This is a genomic window from Buttiauxella cochleicola (genome assembly GCF_021282405.1).
In the GTDB taxonomy this organism is placed as follows: domain Bacteria; phylum Pseudomonadota; class Gammaproteobacteria; order Enterobacterales; family Enterobacteriaceae; genus Buttiauxella; species Buttiauxella massiliensis.
Window position 1 is genome coordinate 73,774 of record NZ_JAJSOU010000003.1, and the last position, 15,145, is coordinate 88,918.

The 15,145-nt window shown below is 51.4% G+C and carries 11 protein-coding genes; 9 read left to right on the top strand and 2 right to left on the bottom strand.

Annotation, left to right across the window (positions count from 1 at the left end; translation table 11 throughout):
* Positions 1-4 precede the first annotated feature (4 nt).
* From phoR to proY, 3 genes are all read left to right on the top strand, one after another.
* Positions 5-1,312 carry a phosphate regulon sensor histidine kinase PhoR gene (phoR, locus tag LVQ79_RS04755; RefSeq protein WP_232864081.1) on the top strand — a complete coding sequence of 436 codons (1,308 nt, stop codon included), beginning with the start codon at positions 5-7 and terminating at the stop codon, positions 1,310-1,312.
* A 409-nt stretch (positions 1,313-1,721) separates the two neighbouring features.
* Positions 1,722-3,044 carry a branched-chain amino acid transporter carrier protein BrnQ gene (gene brnQ, locus LVQ79_RS04760; protein WP_232864082.1) on the top strand — a complete coding sequence of 441 codons (1,323 nt, stop codon included), beginning with the start codon at positions 1,722-1,724 and terminating at the stop codon, positions 3,042-3,044.
* Between the two features lie 71 nt (positions 3,045-3,115).
* Entirely contained in the window at positions 3,116-4,498 is a 1,383-nt protein-coding gene (gene proY / locus LVQ79_RS04765; RefSeq protein ID WP_232864083.1) for a proline-specific permease ProY, read from the top strand.
* Positions 4,499-4,544: 46 nt separating this feature from the next.
* On the opposite strand, the gene LVQ79_RS04770 is transcribed toward proY, so the two are convergent.
* Positions 4,545-4,838, bottom strand: coding sequence for a YicS family protein (locus LVQ79_RS04770; RefSeq protein WP_064556978.1), 294 nt, complete (start codon positions 4,836-4,838; stop codon positions 4,545-4,547).
* A 171-nt stretch (positions 4,839-5,009) separates the two neighbouring features.
* Here LVQ79_RS04770 and malZ point away from each other — a divergent pair, with 171 nt between their 5' ends.
* The 6 genes from malZ to LVQ79_RS04800 all read left to right on the top strand — a co-directional run bounded on the left by malZ (position 5,010) and on the right by LVQ79_RS04800 (position 14,306).
* On the top strand, positions 5,010-6,824 hold the full coding sequence (malZ, locus tag LVQ79_RS04775; RefSeq protein ID WP_232864084.1) for a maltodextrin glucosidase: 1,815 nt from the start codon (positions 5,010-5,012) through the stop codon (positions 6,822-6,824).
* A 177-nt stretch (positions 6,825-7,001) separates the two neighbouring features.
* On the top strand, positions 7,002-7,643 hold the full coding sequence (locus tag LVQ79_RS04780; RefSeq protein WP_232864085.1) for a hydrolase: 642 nt from the start codon (positions 7,002-7,004) through the stop codon (positions 7,641-7,643).
* 3 nt (positions 7,644-7,646) lie between these two features.
* Positions 7,647-8,189: an antibiotic biosynthesis monooxygenase gene (locus LVQ79_RS04785; RefSeq protein WP_232864086.1), complete on the top strand. Its 543-nt coding sequence runs from the start codon at positions 7,647-7,649 to the stop codon at positions 8,187-8,189.
* Between the two features lie 23 nt (positions 8,190-8,212).
* On the top strand, positions 8,213-10,081 hold the full coding sequence (locus LVQ79_RS04790; protein WP_232864087.1) for an amidohydrolase: 1,869 nt from the start codon (positions 8,213-8,215) through the stop codon (positions 10,079-10,081).
* A gap of 140 nt (positions 10,082-10,221) precedes the next feature.
* Positions 10,222-12,912, top strand: coding sequence for a DUF2339 domain-containing protein (locus LVQ79_RS04795; protein WP_232864088.1), 2,691 nt, complete (start codon positions 10,222-10,224; stop codon positions 12,910-12,912).
* Complete coding sequence (locus tag LVQ79_RS04800; protein ID WP_232864089.1) at positions 12,909-14,306, top strand: DUF3999 domain-containing protein; 1,398 nt, start codon at positions 12,909-12,911, stop codon at positions 14,304-14,306. Before LVQ79_RS04795 ends, LVQ79_RS04800 begins: the two co-directional genes overlap by 4 nt.
* A 72-nt stretch (positions 14,307-14,378) precedes the next feature.
* On the opposite strand, the gene LVQ79_RS04805 is transcribed toward LVQ79_RS04800, so the two are convergent.
* Positions 14,379-14,981: a peroxiredoxin C gene (locus LVQ79_RS04805; RefSeq protein ID WP_034457921.1), complete on the bottom strand. Its 603-nt coding sequence runs from the start codon at positions 14,979-14,981 to the stop codon at positions 14,379-14,381.
* Between the last annotated feature and the right edge of the window lie 164 nt (positions 14,982-15,145).

The window sequence follows — 15,145 nt, forward strand, 5'->3', positions numbered from 1 at the left end:
ACGCGTGCTGGAACGGTTGTCATGGAAAAGGCTGGTACTGGAGCTGCTGCTCTGTTGTATACCTGCCGTCATTTTAGGCCTTATTTTTGGCCATTTACCCTGGTTTTTATTACTGGCAGTCACTGGGCTGCTGGTTTGGCATTTCTGGAATTTGCTGCGTTTGTCGTGGTGGTTGTGGGTTGATCGCAGCATGACGCCTCCGCCAGGGCGGGGGAGCTGGGATCCGTTGCTCTACGGCCTTCACCAGATGCAGTTGCGTAATAAAAAACGCCGCAAAGAGTTAGGTAACCTGATTAAGCGCTTTCGTAGCGGTGCGGAATCATTGCCCGATGCGGTTGTGCTTACCACTGAAGAAGGGACGATTTTTTGGTGTAACGGCCTGGCTCAACAGTTGCTGGGCTTACGCTGGCCGGATGATAACGGGCAAAACATCCTTAACTTGCTGCGTTACCCTGAATTTACCCGCTATTTATCACATAAAGATTTTGCTCGCCCGCTGACTCTCGTGCTCAACAATGGCCGTCATCTGGAATTTCGCGTAATGCCTTACAGCGACGAACAGTGGCTGCTGGTGGCGCGTGATGTGACTCAGATGCACCAACTTGAAGGGGCACGCCGTAACTTTTTTGCCAACGTTAGCCATGAACTCCGTACACCATTGACGGTGCTGCAAGGTTACCTGGAAATGATGCAGGACCAAACCCTTGAAGGCCCGCTGCGCGAGAAAGCGCTGGGCACGATGCGCGAACAAACCTCGCGTATGGAAGGGCTGGTTAAGCAGCTTCTCACGCTGTCAAAAATTGAAGCGGCTCCGGCGATGGTGCTCAATGAAAAGATTGATGTGCCACTGATGTTGCGTGTGGTGGAGCGCGAAGCGCAAACCCTCAGCCAGCAAAGACAGACGTTACAGTTTGATATCGACTCAACCCTGAAAGTGTTTGGTAATGAAGAACAATTGCGCAGTGCGATTTCGAACCTCGTATACAACGCAGTAAACCATACGCCAGATGGCACATATATTACGGTGAGCTGGAAAAGGATTGCCGGTGGTGCCTGCTTTAGTGTTGCAGACACAGGGCCTGGCATTTCAGCTGAACACATTCCGCGATTGACCGAGCGTTTCTACCGTGTCGACAAAGCGCGTTCACGGCAAACCGGTGGCAGTGGACTGGGGCTGGCGATAGTAAAACATGCTTTGAGCCACCACGATGCGCGGCTCCATATCGAAAGCCAACTGGGTATAGGAACGACGTTTTCCTTTGTACTGCCTGAGCGTCTCATTGTTAACGAGAAAGCCATTCAGGCAGAGTAGCTTACTCAAACCGTGTCAAAATAACTTTCCACAGGCCAGTCTTCTGGTCTGTCTTTTTTTTACTCAGATGTAAATCAAAAACCCTCAGTTGGTGATATTTTAACCATATAAACGACCATAATCATTTCTGATGGATAAACTAATCCTCTGCTTTCATGGTTAATTTAAGTATATCAATCTGGTTTTTGGATCCCTTCTTGCCTTCATTCGCTATAAGCGTTTTAATTGCGGCCCTGTAATTAGTAGTCCGACTGGATTTGAGTGGTAATTCAAACAACTATTCTTCTCCACCGATCCCGGAAAGGATTTTCCGCTGTCGTAACTACCAATTGCCGCTTTTATGCCGAGTTAACAGGTATAAAAATTTGAATACTTTCAACACCACACATCCACAGGCTGCATAAATTTTATGACTCATCATTTGAAATCTCGAGACATCCTCGCACTGGGCTTTATGACCTTTGCGCTGTTTGTCGGAGCAGGCAATATCATTTTCCCGCCAATGGTGGGTTTACAGGCTGGTGAGCATGTCTGGATTGCCTCCCTTGGCTTCCTGGTCACCGCAGTTGGCCTGCCCGTTCTGACTATTGTCGCTATCGCCCGCGTTGGTGGTGGTATTGATAGCCTGAGCTCGCCAATCGGCCGCCGTGCCGGGGTGCTGTTGGCCACCGTTTGTTATCTGGCCGTTGGCCCACTGTTTGCGACACCTCGTACAGCGACTGTCTCCTTCGAAGTGGGGATTGCACCGTTGGTAGGCAGCAGTGAACTTGCGCTGTTTATCTACAGCCTGGTTTATTTTGCCATTGTTATGGCCATCTCTTTGTATCCGGGAAAATTGCTGGATACCGTCGGTCATGTGCTGGCTCCGGTAAAAATTGTCGCGTTATTGGCGTTGTCAGTCGGCGCGATTCTGTGGCCTGCAGGCGGTATCAGCACCGCGACCGAAGCATACCAACATGCGGCGTTTTCTAACGGCTTCGTCAATGGTTATCTGACCATGGATACGCTGGCATCATTGGTCTTCGGGATTGTCATTGTTAACGCGGCGCGTTCGCGTGGCGTTACTGAATCTCGTTTGCTGACGCGCTATACCATCTGGGCTGGCCTGATTGCAGGTGTTGGTTTAACGCTGATTTACCTTGCTCTGTTCCGCCTGGGTTCTGACAGTGCATCGCTGGTTAGCGATCAAAACGCGAACGGTGCCGCAATTCTGCATGCGTATGTTGCTCATACCTTCGGTGGTGCCGGTAGCTTCTTCCTCGCGGCACTGATTTTCCTGGCGTGTATGGTAACGGCGATTGGCCTGACTTGTGCGTGTGCTGAGTTCTTCAGCCAGTATCTGCCGCTGTCTTACCGCTCGCTGGTGTTTATCCTTGGCCTGTTCTCGATGGTGGTTTCTAACCTCGGTCTGAGCCATTTGATTCAGATTTCGATTCCAGTGCTGACGGCGATTTACCCACCGTGTATTGCGCTGGTGGTACTGAGTTTCACCCGTCCGTGGTGGCATAATTCAACTCGCGTTATCGCTCCGGCAATGATCATCAGTACCTTGTTCGGTATCCTTGATGGGATTAAAGCTTCGGCAATCAGTGATGTTTTACCAGCCTGGACGGCGCGTTTACCGCTTGCGGATCAGGGGTTGGCATGGCTGGCACCAACGGTTGTCATGGTAGTTATTGCCATCATTTGGGACCGCGCCGCAGGGCGACAGGTGGCATCCGCCGCCCACTAAAAATTAAAATTATGTTCAACCACGGGGCTTAGCTCCGTGGTTTTTTTTATTGTTAAGCAGGTATGGAATCAATGGAAAACGCTAATAAACTTAAGCGTGGCTTGAGTACCCGACACATACGCTTTATGGCGTTGGGTTCGGCAATTGGCACCGGGCTGTTTTATGGCTCGGCAGATGCTATCAAAATGGCCGGGCCGAGTGTGTTGCTGGCCTACATCATTGGCGGTGTTGCTGCATATATCATTATGCGTGCACTTGGTGAGATGTCGGTTCATAACCCTTCAGCCAGTTCATTTTCGCGTTACGCGCAAGATAACCTTGGCCCGCTGGCGGGTTACATCACTGGCTGGACCTACTGTTTTGAAATCCTGATAGTAGCGATTGCGGATGTTACCGCCTTCGGTATCTATATGGGGCTCTGGTTCCCAGCAGTGCCGCATTGGGTCTGGGTTTTGAGCGTTGTATTGATTATCTGTGCCATCAACCTGATGAGCGTGAAAGTGTTTGGCGAACTGGAGTTCTGGTTCTCGTTCTTTAAAGTTGCCACCATCATCATCATGATTGCTGCCGGTATCGGTATCATCGTGTGGGGTATTGGTAACGGCGGCCAGCCAACAGGTATTCATAACTTATGGAGCAATGGCGGCTTCTTCAGCAATGGCTGGATAGGCATGATTATGTCATTGCAGATGGTGATGTTTGCCTACGGCGGCATTGAAATCATCGGTATTACTGCCGGTGAAGCGAAAGACCCGGAAAAATCTATTCCGCGCGCCATCAACTCCGTACCGCTGCGTATCCTGGTGTTTTATGTGGGTACGCTGTTTGTGATCATGTCGATTTACCCATGGAACCTCGTGGGAACCGGAGGCAGCCCGTTCGTGCTGACCTTCCAGCATATGGGGATAACGGCGGCGGCAGGTATTCTGAACTTTGTGGTGATCACCGCTTCACTTTCTGCGATTAACAGCGATGTATTTGGCGTGGGTCGCATGTTACACGGCATGGCAGAGCAGGGCAGTGCGCCGAAAGTCTTCGCTAAAACCTCACGTAATGGTATCCCGTGGGTGACGGTTTTAGTGATGTGTTTCGCGTTGTTGCTGGCGGTAGTGTTAAATTACCTAATTCCAGAAAATGTCTTCCTGGTGATTGCGTCGCTGGCAACCTTTGCCACCGTGTGGGTATGGATAATGATTCTGCTGTCGCAGATTGCTTTCCGCCGCAAACTCTCACCAGAACAAACAAAGGCGCTGAAATTCCCGGTACCGGGCGGCGTTGCAACTACAGCAGTCGGGCTAGTGTTCCTGGTGTTTATTATCGCGCTTATCGGCTGGCACCCGGACACCCGCATTTCACTGTATGTTGGCTGTGTGTGGATAGTTTTGCTGTTGGTCGGTTGGCTATTCAAACGCCGCCAGATACTCGCCGCAAGCGAAAGCAGCAACGGAGTATAATCACCGTTGTCAGGTGGACTAGCGAAAGCGACATCCACCTTCTTGCTTACATCTCCGGGCATTCCACTTTACTTATTGCATCCCAGTAGTTTTTCTCGTTGTTGCGCTCAAGCGCAATCCTCGCATCACGGATATAGGCTTTGTTATCCTCGTTAGAGAGGATTTTATTCGCCCAAACCTCATCAGATGTCTTCTTCTGCGGGTGGCAAGCCTTCTTCAAGTCACTGATAATTTGCTGTTTATATTTGCCAAACTGCAGAGATTCGTAAGCCGAATTTGCCAGAGAATTGGCAGACCAGACCACGCAAAGAAGCAGCGTAATATTTCGGACGATAGACATAACGGTCTCCTGAACGGTGAGAATATTCTCACTATAGGTAGCGCTAACTTATTAAGCAAACGGCTCAATTTCTCATCCCCCGCTTTCATCCCCCAATAAAAATAGCAACGATGAGTGATAGCCAGCTACGCTGTGGCAAGGTGGCGCAATAAATTTTCTGGGGATACGATTATGTTGAATGCATGGCACCTTCCGGTGCCCCCTTTCATACAAACACGTAAAGACAAGTTGTATATCACGCTGTGGGTTTCTGGCGATGATTTACCGCAGCGTGTAGTTCTGCGTTACGAAAAGGATAATGAAGAAACCTCAATACAGATGACGCGCCAAAAAGTGGCTCCTGAAGAAGGAGTGGTGGCATGGCGCGGCGTGATTGATCTAACCGAAGGGCAGCCGCGCCGACGCTACAGCTTCAAGCTGCTGTGGTTGGATAAACAGCGCTGGCTAACACCGCAAGGTTTGGGATCAATTCCGCCTGCAAGACTTGAGCAGTTTGCGGTTGATCTTCCGGATGACGGCCCGCAATGGGTACAGGATCAGATCTTCTATCAAATTTTCCCCGATCGTTTTGCGCGTAGTGAGCAACGCTCGCCCGAGCAGGATCAGGTTTATTATCACCATGCGGCAAAACGCGACATTGTTTTGCGCAATTGGGACGAACCGCTCAGTGGAGATGCCGGCGGATCGACATTTTATGGCGGCGATCTGGATGGGATTAGCGAAAACCTGCCGTACCTGAAAAAGCTGGGTGTCACCGCGCTGTATCTCAATCCGATCTTTACCGCGCCGAGCGTACATAAATACGATACTCAGGATTATCGCCACGTAGATGTGCAGTTCGGCGGCGATCACGCCTTTTTACGTTTGCGTAAAAATACTCAGAAATACGGCATGCGCCTGATGCTCGATGGGGTGTTTAACCACAGTGGTGATACGCATCAGTGGTTTGACAGGCAGCAAACTCATGGAGAGGGGGCGAGCCACAATCCACAATCTCCATGGCGTGATTTTTACAGCTATAACCAGGAGGGGCATGCGCTCGACTGGCTTGGGTACTCCAGTTTGCCAAAGCTCGATTATCAATCTGCCACCCTAGTTGATGAAATTTACCAGGGCGAAGACAGCGTTGTGCGCCACTGGCTGCGTGAACCGTGGGGCATCGACGGCTGGCGGCTTGATGTGGTGCATATGCTTGGTGAAGCGGGCGGGGCAAAAAACAATTTGCTGCACGTCAGTGGTATCACCAAAGCGGCGAAAGAAACCAATCCCGAAGCCTATATTTTGGGTGAGCATTTTGGGGATGCACGCCAGTGGTTGCAGACTGATGCCGAAGATGCGGCGATGAACTATCGCGGTTTTACTTTCCCAATTTGGGGATTCCTCGCTAACACCGATATTTCCTACGATCCGCAGCATATCGACGCACAAACATGTATGGCCTGGATGGATGAATATCGTGCGGGGCTTTCTCAGCAGCAGCAATTGCGCATGTTTAACCAGCTTGATAGTCATGACACTGCACGTTTCAAGTCGATCCTCGGTAAGGATGTTGCGCGATTGCCGCTGGCTGTAGTGTGGCTGTATTGTTGGCCTGGTGTGCCTTGTGTTTACTACGGCGATGAGGTCGGTCTGGATGGTAATAACGACCCGTTCTGCCGCAAGCCATTCCCATGGGACCCCGATCGGCAGGATCAGGATTTGCTGGCGCTTTACCAGCGCCTTGGTAAATTGCGCCACAAAAGCCGCGCTTTGCGCCACGGTGGCTGTCAGGTGATTTACGCCGAAGGCGACGTGGTGGTCTTTGTGCGTGTTTACCAGGGCGAGCGCGTACTGGTGGCGATCAACCGTGGTGAACAAACGGTGCTCACGCTGCCGTGGGAACCGCTGTTAAACGACAAAGTCTGGACGCAGTTGGAAGGTGAAGCGACGTTTGAAAACTGCGAACTGTTGCTGCCTGCGGTTTCAGTTTCAGTGTGGCGTAATTAGGTATCCTGAAACCGGTTTCCCTTTTGCCGAGCGAAGGGGAAAACCGGTGCTATTCTTAGTTTTCGTTCCCTTCAATAAGATCCCCTTAAGTTAGACATTTCCAGATCTCATACCGTTTGGGAGGCAGCCGCTTGGACTATCTCCCTAATCAATTAGATGAAATTTAAGGAAAACTTTATGTCTATACGTGAACTTCTCGACCCCACCAACTCCACTCTGATTTTTATCGACCATCAGCCACAAATGTCTTTTGGCGTCGCCAATATTGACCGCCAAGCTTTGAAAAACAACACGGTAGCGCTGGCAAAAGCGGGCAAGATCTTTAACGTTCCTACCATTTATACCTCGGTCGAAACTAAAAGCTTCAGCGGTTACATCTGGCCCGAACTGCTGGCTGTTCATCCTGAAATAACCCCAATCGAACGCACCTCAATGAACTCCTGGGAAGATGCTGCTTTTGTTGCAGCGGTGAAAGCGACCGGGCGCAAGAAGCTGATTATCTCTGCGCTGTGGACCGAAGTATGCCTGACATTCCCGGCGCTAATGGCACTAGAAGAGGGCTTCGAGGTTTACGTAGTGACTGATACCTCAGGCGGCACGTCGGTGGATGCGCACGAGCGCTCAATCGACCGCATGGTTCAGGCGGGTGCGGTGCCAGTGACCTGGCAGCAAGTACTGCTGGAATACCAACGCGATTGGGCGCGACGCGACACTTACGATGCAGTAATGGATCTGGTGCGTGAGCATAGCGGCGCGTATGGCATTGGGGTCGATTATGCCTACACCATGGTTCATGATGCGCCGGAACGGAAAGCCTGATCTATGGCGGACAACAACACGGTTACGCTGGTGATTACTCACGCCCTTAAAGCGGGGCAGGCCGCGCGTTATGAGCAGTGGCTTGAGAAAATCATGCCTGCCGCCGCTCGTTATCCAGGGCATCGCGGTGTGCATGTTATTCGCCCAACGACCGGGAACGATGTGTACAACATCGTTATCCGCTTCGACACGCTGGAGAATCTCACCACCTGGACGAAATCGGCTGAGCGTGAAGCATTGGTTGATGAGATCAAACCGATCCTCAGCCAGGACGATCATCTGGAAGTGCGCACCGAAAATGCATTTTGGTTCACCCCGGAAACACCAACGATCAAACGTCCGGCACAGTGGAAGCAATTCCTGATAACGCTGGCCGTGATTTTCCCAAGCACTAATGTAGTGCCACGCATCACCGCCATGATTTTCCCTTCGCTGCATGGGTCGCTTTTGTTACATCTCATCAATGACGCGTTAGTGGTGGCGTTAGTGGTGTGGCTATGGATGCCCATCATGACGCGTCTGTTTGCGGGCTGGCTGAAAAAATAACGTTTCACCGAGGAGAACAGGTTATGTCGCAATCTGCTTCACTAATTCTCACCAACGGGCAGTTTCACACGCTCGATAGCGAAGCGCCGCTGGCTGAAGCGGTGGCTATCAAAGACGGCAAAATTATCGCAGTAGGAAATGAGTCGTGGGTGATGAGCTTTGCGAGTGGGGAAACACAGCGAGTTGATCTTCAGGGCCATACGGTAATACCCGGCCTTAATGACTCACATTTGCACCTTATTCGTGGTGGGCTCAATTACAACCTGGAACTGCGTTGGGAAGGTGTGCCATCGCTTGCGGATGCACTGCGGATGCTAAAAGAGCAGGCTTTGCGTACCCCTTCGCCGCAGTGGGTACGTGTGGTTGGAGGGTGGACGGAGTTTCAGTTTGCTGAGCGCCGTATGCCAACGCTTGAAGAACTCAACGAGGCGGCTCCAGATACGCCCGTTTTTGTGCTGCATCTTTACGACCGTGCATTGCTAAACCAGGCGGCACTTCGAGCGGTGGGTTACACCAAAGAGACGCCCAATCCGCCGGGCGGTGAAATCATGCGAGACCGCAACGGCAACCCAACCGGGATGCTGATAGCCAAGCCGAATGCGATGATCTTGTATTCGACGCTGGCAAAAGGGCCGAAGCTGCCGCTGGAGATGCAGGTTAATTCCACGCGCCAGTTTATGCGCGAACTCAATCGACTCGGCGTGACCAGCGCCATTGACGCGGGGGGCGGCTTCCAGAATTACCCCGAGGATTACCAGATTGTCGACCAGCTTCACGCGCAAAAACAGATGACGGTGCGCATTGCCTACAACCTGTTTACCCAGCGCCCACAGCATGAGCTGGAAGATTTTGAAAAATGGACGGATATGCTCAAACCGGGGCAGGGAACGGATTTCTATCGCGCGAATGGCGCGGGTGAAATGCTGGTGTTTTCCGCCGCTGATTTTGAAGACTTTTTGCAACCACGCCCCGATTTGCCAGAAGGCATGGAGCAAGAGCTGGAACGAGTGGTACGCCATTTAGTAGAGCATCGTTGGCCATTCCGTTTGCACGCGACCTATAACGAATCCATCAGCCGTATGTTGGATGTATTTGAAAAGGTGAATCGCGATATCCCGTTTAATGGTTTGCATTGGTTTTTCGACCATGCAGAAACGATTACCGAGAAAAATATCGAGCGTGTTAAAGCGTTGGGCGGTGGGATTGCTGTACAGCACCGTATGGCGTTTCAGGGGGAATATTATGCCGCACGCTATGGCATCGAAGCCGTCAAACAAACGCCACCGATTGCCAAAATGCTTGCCGCTGAACTCCCTGTTGGATTAGGCACAGATGCGACACGAGTTGCCAGCTACAACCCATGGACGGCGCTTTACTGGCTGGTATCGGGGCGTACCGTTGGCGGCATGCAAATGTATGACGACAATAACCGGCTTTCACGCGAAGTGGCACTGGAGTTGTGGACGGCAGGCAGCGCATGGTTTTCCAGTGAACAAGGTAAAAAAGGTCGCATTAAAACCGGGCAACTGGCGGATTTGGTCGTGCTTTCGAAAGATTTCTTCAAAGTAACCGAGGATGAAATTAAAGGGATTGAATCGGTGCTTACGCTGGTGGATGGGAAAGTGGTGTATGCCGCTGGGGCATTTACGCCGTTGGCACCGCCGCCAATTCCGGTCGTGCCTGAATGGTCACCGGTCACCACTGTGCCTGGACATTACCGCTCAGCACCACCAGAAGCCGCGAAAGTTGGCATGATGGCGCAGGTTCATCAGTGTTGTGGGAGTTGTAATGTGCATGGTCACCAGCATGACACTGCGCGTAAATCGGCAATCCCGATTGCGGATGAAGGGGCATTCTGGGGTGTGATGGGATGTTCTTGTTTTGCGTTTTAATCCCCGGGTCATCATATCCACCAGGATAATCCTCTCAGGACAAATTCCTATTTTTTGCCGTTTGTCAGTCGTAAATGGTGTACCGATATTTAGTGTGCCAAAGTTAAACAATATGCCTCTTCCTGGATGAAGGTCATGACATGGACGATTTAATAATTCTTGCGGGTATAGTTCTATTTTTAGTTTTGGTGATTGCGCCCATTCTGGCTATTGGGGCATGGCGCCGAAGCGGGCAGGCGCGCGATGAAATAATATTGCTCAGAAAGCGTATTGAAACCCTCGAGCAAAATCGTACTGAATCGCCGTCTTCGCCATTGAGTGTTGAGGAGGGAGTGGTTTCGTCACCGCCATCTCAGGTACCTTCTCAAATTGCCGCTGATGAGTTTGTCGCAGAAAATGTGCCGCAAAATGTTGCGGCCCCAGTGGTAGCAAACCTCTGGGCCAACAATTCAACTTCGGTTGAGCGAGTTTACGAAAAAGTAGATACAAACACGGCACCTGCGGAACAAGACAAATTGCTTAGCGGCGTGGTGACATCGCTGGTGCGTTGGTTTATGCGCGGAAATCCACTGGCAAAGCTGGGTATTATCCTGCTATTTCTTGGGTTTTCGTTTCTGCTGCGCTACACCGTTGAACTCTCGCTTTTCCCACTCGAACTGCGGGTGATAACGGTGGCGCTGGGTGCTTTGGTGTTGCTGGTATTTGGCTGGCGGCTTAGGCATAAACAGCCGGTTTACGCGCTTATCCTACAGGGTGGGGCAACAGGCACGCTCTATTTGACCATCTTTGGCGCTTTCCGGTTGTGGCAAATGCTGCCGATGGGGCTGGCTTTTGCGTTACTGATTCTGGTCTGTGCGGCAAGTGTTGCGCTGGCTGTATTGCAGCGGGCATTGAGCCTGGCAATGCTTGCAAGCCTTGGCGGTTACCTGGCTCCGATACTGCTTTCTACCGGGGGAGGCAGTCATGTCGCTCTCTTCTCGTTCTATTTGTTGCTCTCTGGTGGGATTCTGGCGATCAGTGCCTGGCAGCACTGGCGTGAACTCAATCTATTGGGAATGCTCTTCACTTTTGGTATTGGCGGAATTTGGGGAATGCAGGACTACCAGCCAGCGTTTTACCTGAGCTGCCAGCTATTTCTGATCGCGAACATTTTATTGTTTGGTGTCTTGAGCGTGGCCTTATCGTTGCGTGCGCAAAATAAAGGGGCGCGCATTATCGACGGGGTACTGCTGTTTGCCCCGCCGCTGGTGGGGTTTGGCATGCAGTATGCCATTACACAGCACTTCGTCTGGGGACCGGCGTTAAGTGCACTCAGTTATGGTGGCGCTTACTTGATGCTCGGCTGGATGGTACTCAAACGCTATCCTTCAGCAGGAAAACCTTTGGTTCTGGCGGCTCTTGCCTTGGGAGGGGCTTTCGCCACGCTGGCTATCCCTCTGGCACTCTCTGCTCGTTGGACATCAATGGCCTGGGCTCTGGAAGGGTTGGGAATATTGTGGCTGGGTGTTCAACAACATCAGCGCCGTATGAGTTACAGCGGCACCGGTTTACTGGTCTTGGCGTGGCTCAGCGCGATGTGGGCTTGCATTGACGATGTGAGACCCCTTTCAACATTAATGATCTTTGCCATTTTGAGCGCGACCTGGCTTGCTGCCGCGTGGCTATGGCGTGGTATCCAGGCCTATATCAGTCATGCTTTGCTCGCCGGTGGGATAATTTTCTGGTGTGTCGCGCTCAGCGGAGGTTCGTTGCTGGCGTTCCACACTCAACCGGCAGCCGGGTTTGGCGTGCTTGCCTTAGTCGGCCTGTCAGTTTGGTTATGGCGCTACGGCAGTATGAATCTGGCATGGCCGGAGATGAAATGGGCGCAATGGCTCTTGTGGCCAGCAATCCTGCTGGGACTGAGCTATCAATTGGCTGAACAGCAACATCTGTTTAGCCTTGACTGGAAAAACCTTGCCTGGTGCGTCGCATTCCCATCGGCAGTATTGATGCTGTGGAAAGAAGGTGACAGGGAGCCTGTAAAAATTTCTCAGGGGCTACATTTATCCCTTTTCTGGCTGATATTGATGGCGTTGGGGATGGAATATTACTGGTTTATCGAATCGCTGGGCTGGGGAATGGAGGCGTGGCGAGCCGGATTGACGATGGCCTTTGGGGCAATAATTATCTTGCTGGTTCAGGCTGGCGCGAAACGTAATGTATGGCCATTTAGAAACTGGCCGGTGGTTTACAATGTGTTGGGCGTCGCTCCTGTGCTGCCAATCCTGGTTTTACTGCTGGTGTTTGGCAATTTGTTGGATGGTGTGGTCTTCCAGCATCGTTATATTCCGCTGGTCAATCCACTCGAGGAAGGTGCCGGTTTCGCGATACTTGCTGTGTTCTGCTATGCACGTCACCTTTTCCAGCAAGTCCCTGCGTGGGCAGTACGTCGGCAGTATCTGCTGATGGTGATGGCAGGGCTGGTGTTCTGGTGGGGAAATGGGCTTTTGCTACGCGCACTTGCGGCTTATGGCGATATTGCCTGGTATGTTGAAAGCCTGTGGCAATCGCGTTTGGTGCAAACCAGCTTTGCCCTTTTCTGGATGTTGGGGGCATTGGTCACCATGCTCTACGCAACACGCCGGGGTTCACGGCAGGTATGGGTAGCAGGGGCCGTTCTGCTGGGAATTGTGATTGTAAAATTGATGCTGGTAGACAGCGCCAGAGGCGGCGGGCTGGCACGGGCGATTGCCTTTATTGGCGTGGCTGTTCTGGTATTGATTGTGGGCTATTTCTCGCCTCTGCCACCAAAGGCAGGGCTGGCGCTGAAAAAGGGAGAAGAGGAATGAAATGGAATAAAGGATTTATGCTCGGGGCAATGTTATGCGCCGCACTTCCCGTTTTGGCCGTGGAAGAAATAGCACAGACACCACAGGATTATGCCTATGGCAGCGAGTTGTACCTGGCTGCGCCATCTCCCTGGTATCGTGTTGAATTACCACTCAATGTCTATCAACAAAGCGTCTGGCCAGACCTGCGCGATGTGCGCGTTTTTAACCATCAGGGTGAAGCCGTTCCGTTTAGTCTTGAGGCGCAAACCTCTTCGGCTGTGGTTTCTGAACCGGTTGCTTTGCGTATTTTCACGCTGGACTCTTCTGCGGATACCCGAGCCAACCAGCAAGCGGGCGTACGTTCGGAGTCGGTTATCCTGCGTTCAAAAAATGGGATTGAGATCCGGCTGGAAGGTGAAAATGTTAAAAGCATGGGGCAAAGTTATTTGCTGACGCTTCCAGAAGATCAGCAGCAACCCCTCAATATTTCCCAGTTGCAACTTATCTGGGATAAGCCAGCAGAAAACTGGCAAGGTAAAGTTTCGCTCTATTACAGCTATGACCTTCGTGAATGGAATCAGATTTCCGACGGCGCACCGCTGATGGACTTAAGCAGTGGGAGCGACAGGCTCACCCTCGATAAACTGGACATAAATGTAACGATGACGCCAAATAAGCTGCGTTATTTGTTGCTGGTGTTTGACGCTCAGCCGCATTCGGTTCAGCTAACCGGTGTCAATGCTGTAAGAGAGCATGAGTCACCAACGCAGGAACGTATCAGTCTGACCGCCACGGCGAGTAAAACTTCTCTAATTGAAGCGGTGTGGCACTGGTCGCACCCGCAGCCGCTGACTTCACTGGAGATTACCCTTCACGAAGATGGGGTGTTACCGATTGAAATGGCCTGGCGTCGTGCAGAAAGTGATGAGTGGCATCCGCTCGCGAAACAGGTTATCTATCAGCTAAATGGTAAAGCATCTGCGCCGATTATTATGCCGAATGAACCTGTTCAGGCGGTAAAAATAACAACGCTTAACGCGCGCCTTCCTGAATCGCTTCCTGAAATTACCGGCAAACGGGAGAGCCAGATTCTGATCTTTAACGCTCAGGGTACCGCGCCATTTACTCTGGCATGGGGCAATAGAACGGCAAAAAGTGCTGCGCTGGACATCGGGATGCTCATTCCACCGGAACTCCGCAAAGAAACGGGGCTTGAGACTTTCGCCTCGGCGCAGGCGCAAGAACAAATCACCTTAGGCGGTGAGGCACGCTTGAATGCGGTTTCTCCCGTTGAGCGGAAAAGCCAGTGGCAGACAGTGCTGATTTGGGGCGTATTGATACTTGGCGTGGCGGTATTGCTGTGGATGGCGATGAAACTCTGGCGCGAAGTGCGCAGCGAAAAGAAAGAGTAAGGGTCGATTAGTCATCTATTAATAATAAGAAAGGCCGCTTGCGCGGCCTTTCTTGTCAAAAACGTTTAGCGATTACAGGCTAGAAACGTTTTCGCTCAGGTATTTAGCAACGCCGTCTGGAGACGCGTTCATGCCTTCTTTACCTTTTTCCCACTGAGCTGGGCACACTTCGCCGTGCTCTTCGTGGAATTGCAGCGCATCAACCATACGCAGCATTTCATCAACGTTACGGCCCAGCGGCAGGTCGTTAACAACCTGGTGACGCACGATACCGTTTTTGTCGATCAGGAAAGAACCACGCAGAGCAACGCCTGCGTCTGGATGTTCGATGCCATAAGCTTTCTGAATTTCACGCTTAATGTCAGCAACCATCGCATATTTCACTTCACCGATGCCGCCGTTTTCAACAGGGGTTTTACGCCATGCGTTGTGAACGAACTCGGAGTCAAAAGATACACCAACGACTTCTACGCCACGTTTCTGGAATTCTTCGTAACGCTTGTCAAAAGCAATCAGCTCAGACGGGCAAACGAAAGTGAAGTCCATTGGCCAGAAGAACACAACGGTGGTTTTACCATTGGTGTGTGCTTTGAAGTTGAAGTTTTCAACGATTTCACCGCTACCGAGAACGGCTGCAGCTGTAAAGTCAGGGGCTGGACGAGTAACCAGGACCATATGTACTCCTGTTAATTTTGTTAAAGTGAGTGTTAACGCAACGGGGGGGAGTATAGGGGTGGCAATCCCTCTAACTCAAGCACACTGCGCCGATTAATCAGATAGGATTTACCTATCAAAAAATGAATATTGGCACAGCGGCGATCCAAAATAGCCCTTTTTTG

Coding starts and splice junctions, on each gene's coding strand:
- LVQ79_RS04795 (WP_232864088.1), top strand. CDS start 10,222: ATGGACGATTTAATAATTCTTGCGGGTATAGTTCTATTTTTAGTTTTG.
- proY (WP_232864083.1), top strand. CDS start 3,116: ATGGAAAACGCTAATAAACTTAAGCGTGGCTTGAGTACCCGACACATA.
- LVQ79_RS04770 (WP_064556978.1), bottom strand. CDS start 4,838: ATGTCTATCGTCCGAAATATTACGCTGCTTCTTTGCGTGGTCTGGTCT.
- malZ (WP_232864084.1), top strand. CDS start 5,010: ATGTTGAATGCATGGCACCTTCCGGTGCCCCCTTTCATACAAACACGT.
- LVQ79_RS04780 (WP_232864085.1), top strand. CDS start 7,002: ATGTCTATACGTGAACTTCTCGACCCCACCAACTCCACTCTGATTTTT.
- brnQ (WP_232864082.1), top strand. CDS start 1,722: ATGACTCATCATTTGAAATCTCGAGACATCCTCGCACTGGGCTTTATG.
- LVQ79_RS04800 (WP_232864089.1), top strand. CDS start 12,909: ATGAAATGGAATAAAGGATTTATGCTCGGGGCAATGTTATGCGCCGCA.
- LVQ79_RS04785 (WP_232864086.1), top strand. CDS start 7,647: ATGGCGGACAACAACACGGTTACGCTGGTGATTACTCACGCCCTTAAA.
- LVQ79_RS04805 (WP_034457921.1), bottom strand. CDS start 14,981: ATGGTCCTGGTTACTCGTCCAGCCCCTGACTTTACAGCTGCAGCCGTT.
- LVQ79_RS04790 (WP_232864087.1), top strand. CDS start 8,213: ATGTCGCAATCTGCTTCACTAATTCTCACCAACGGGCAGTTTCACACG.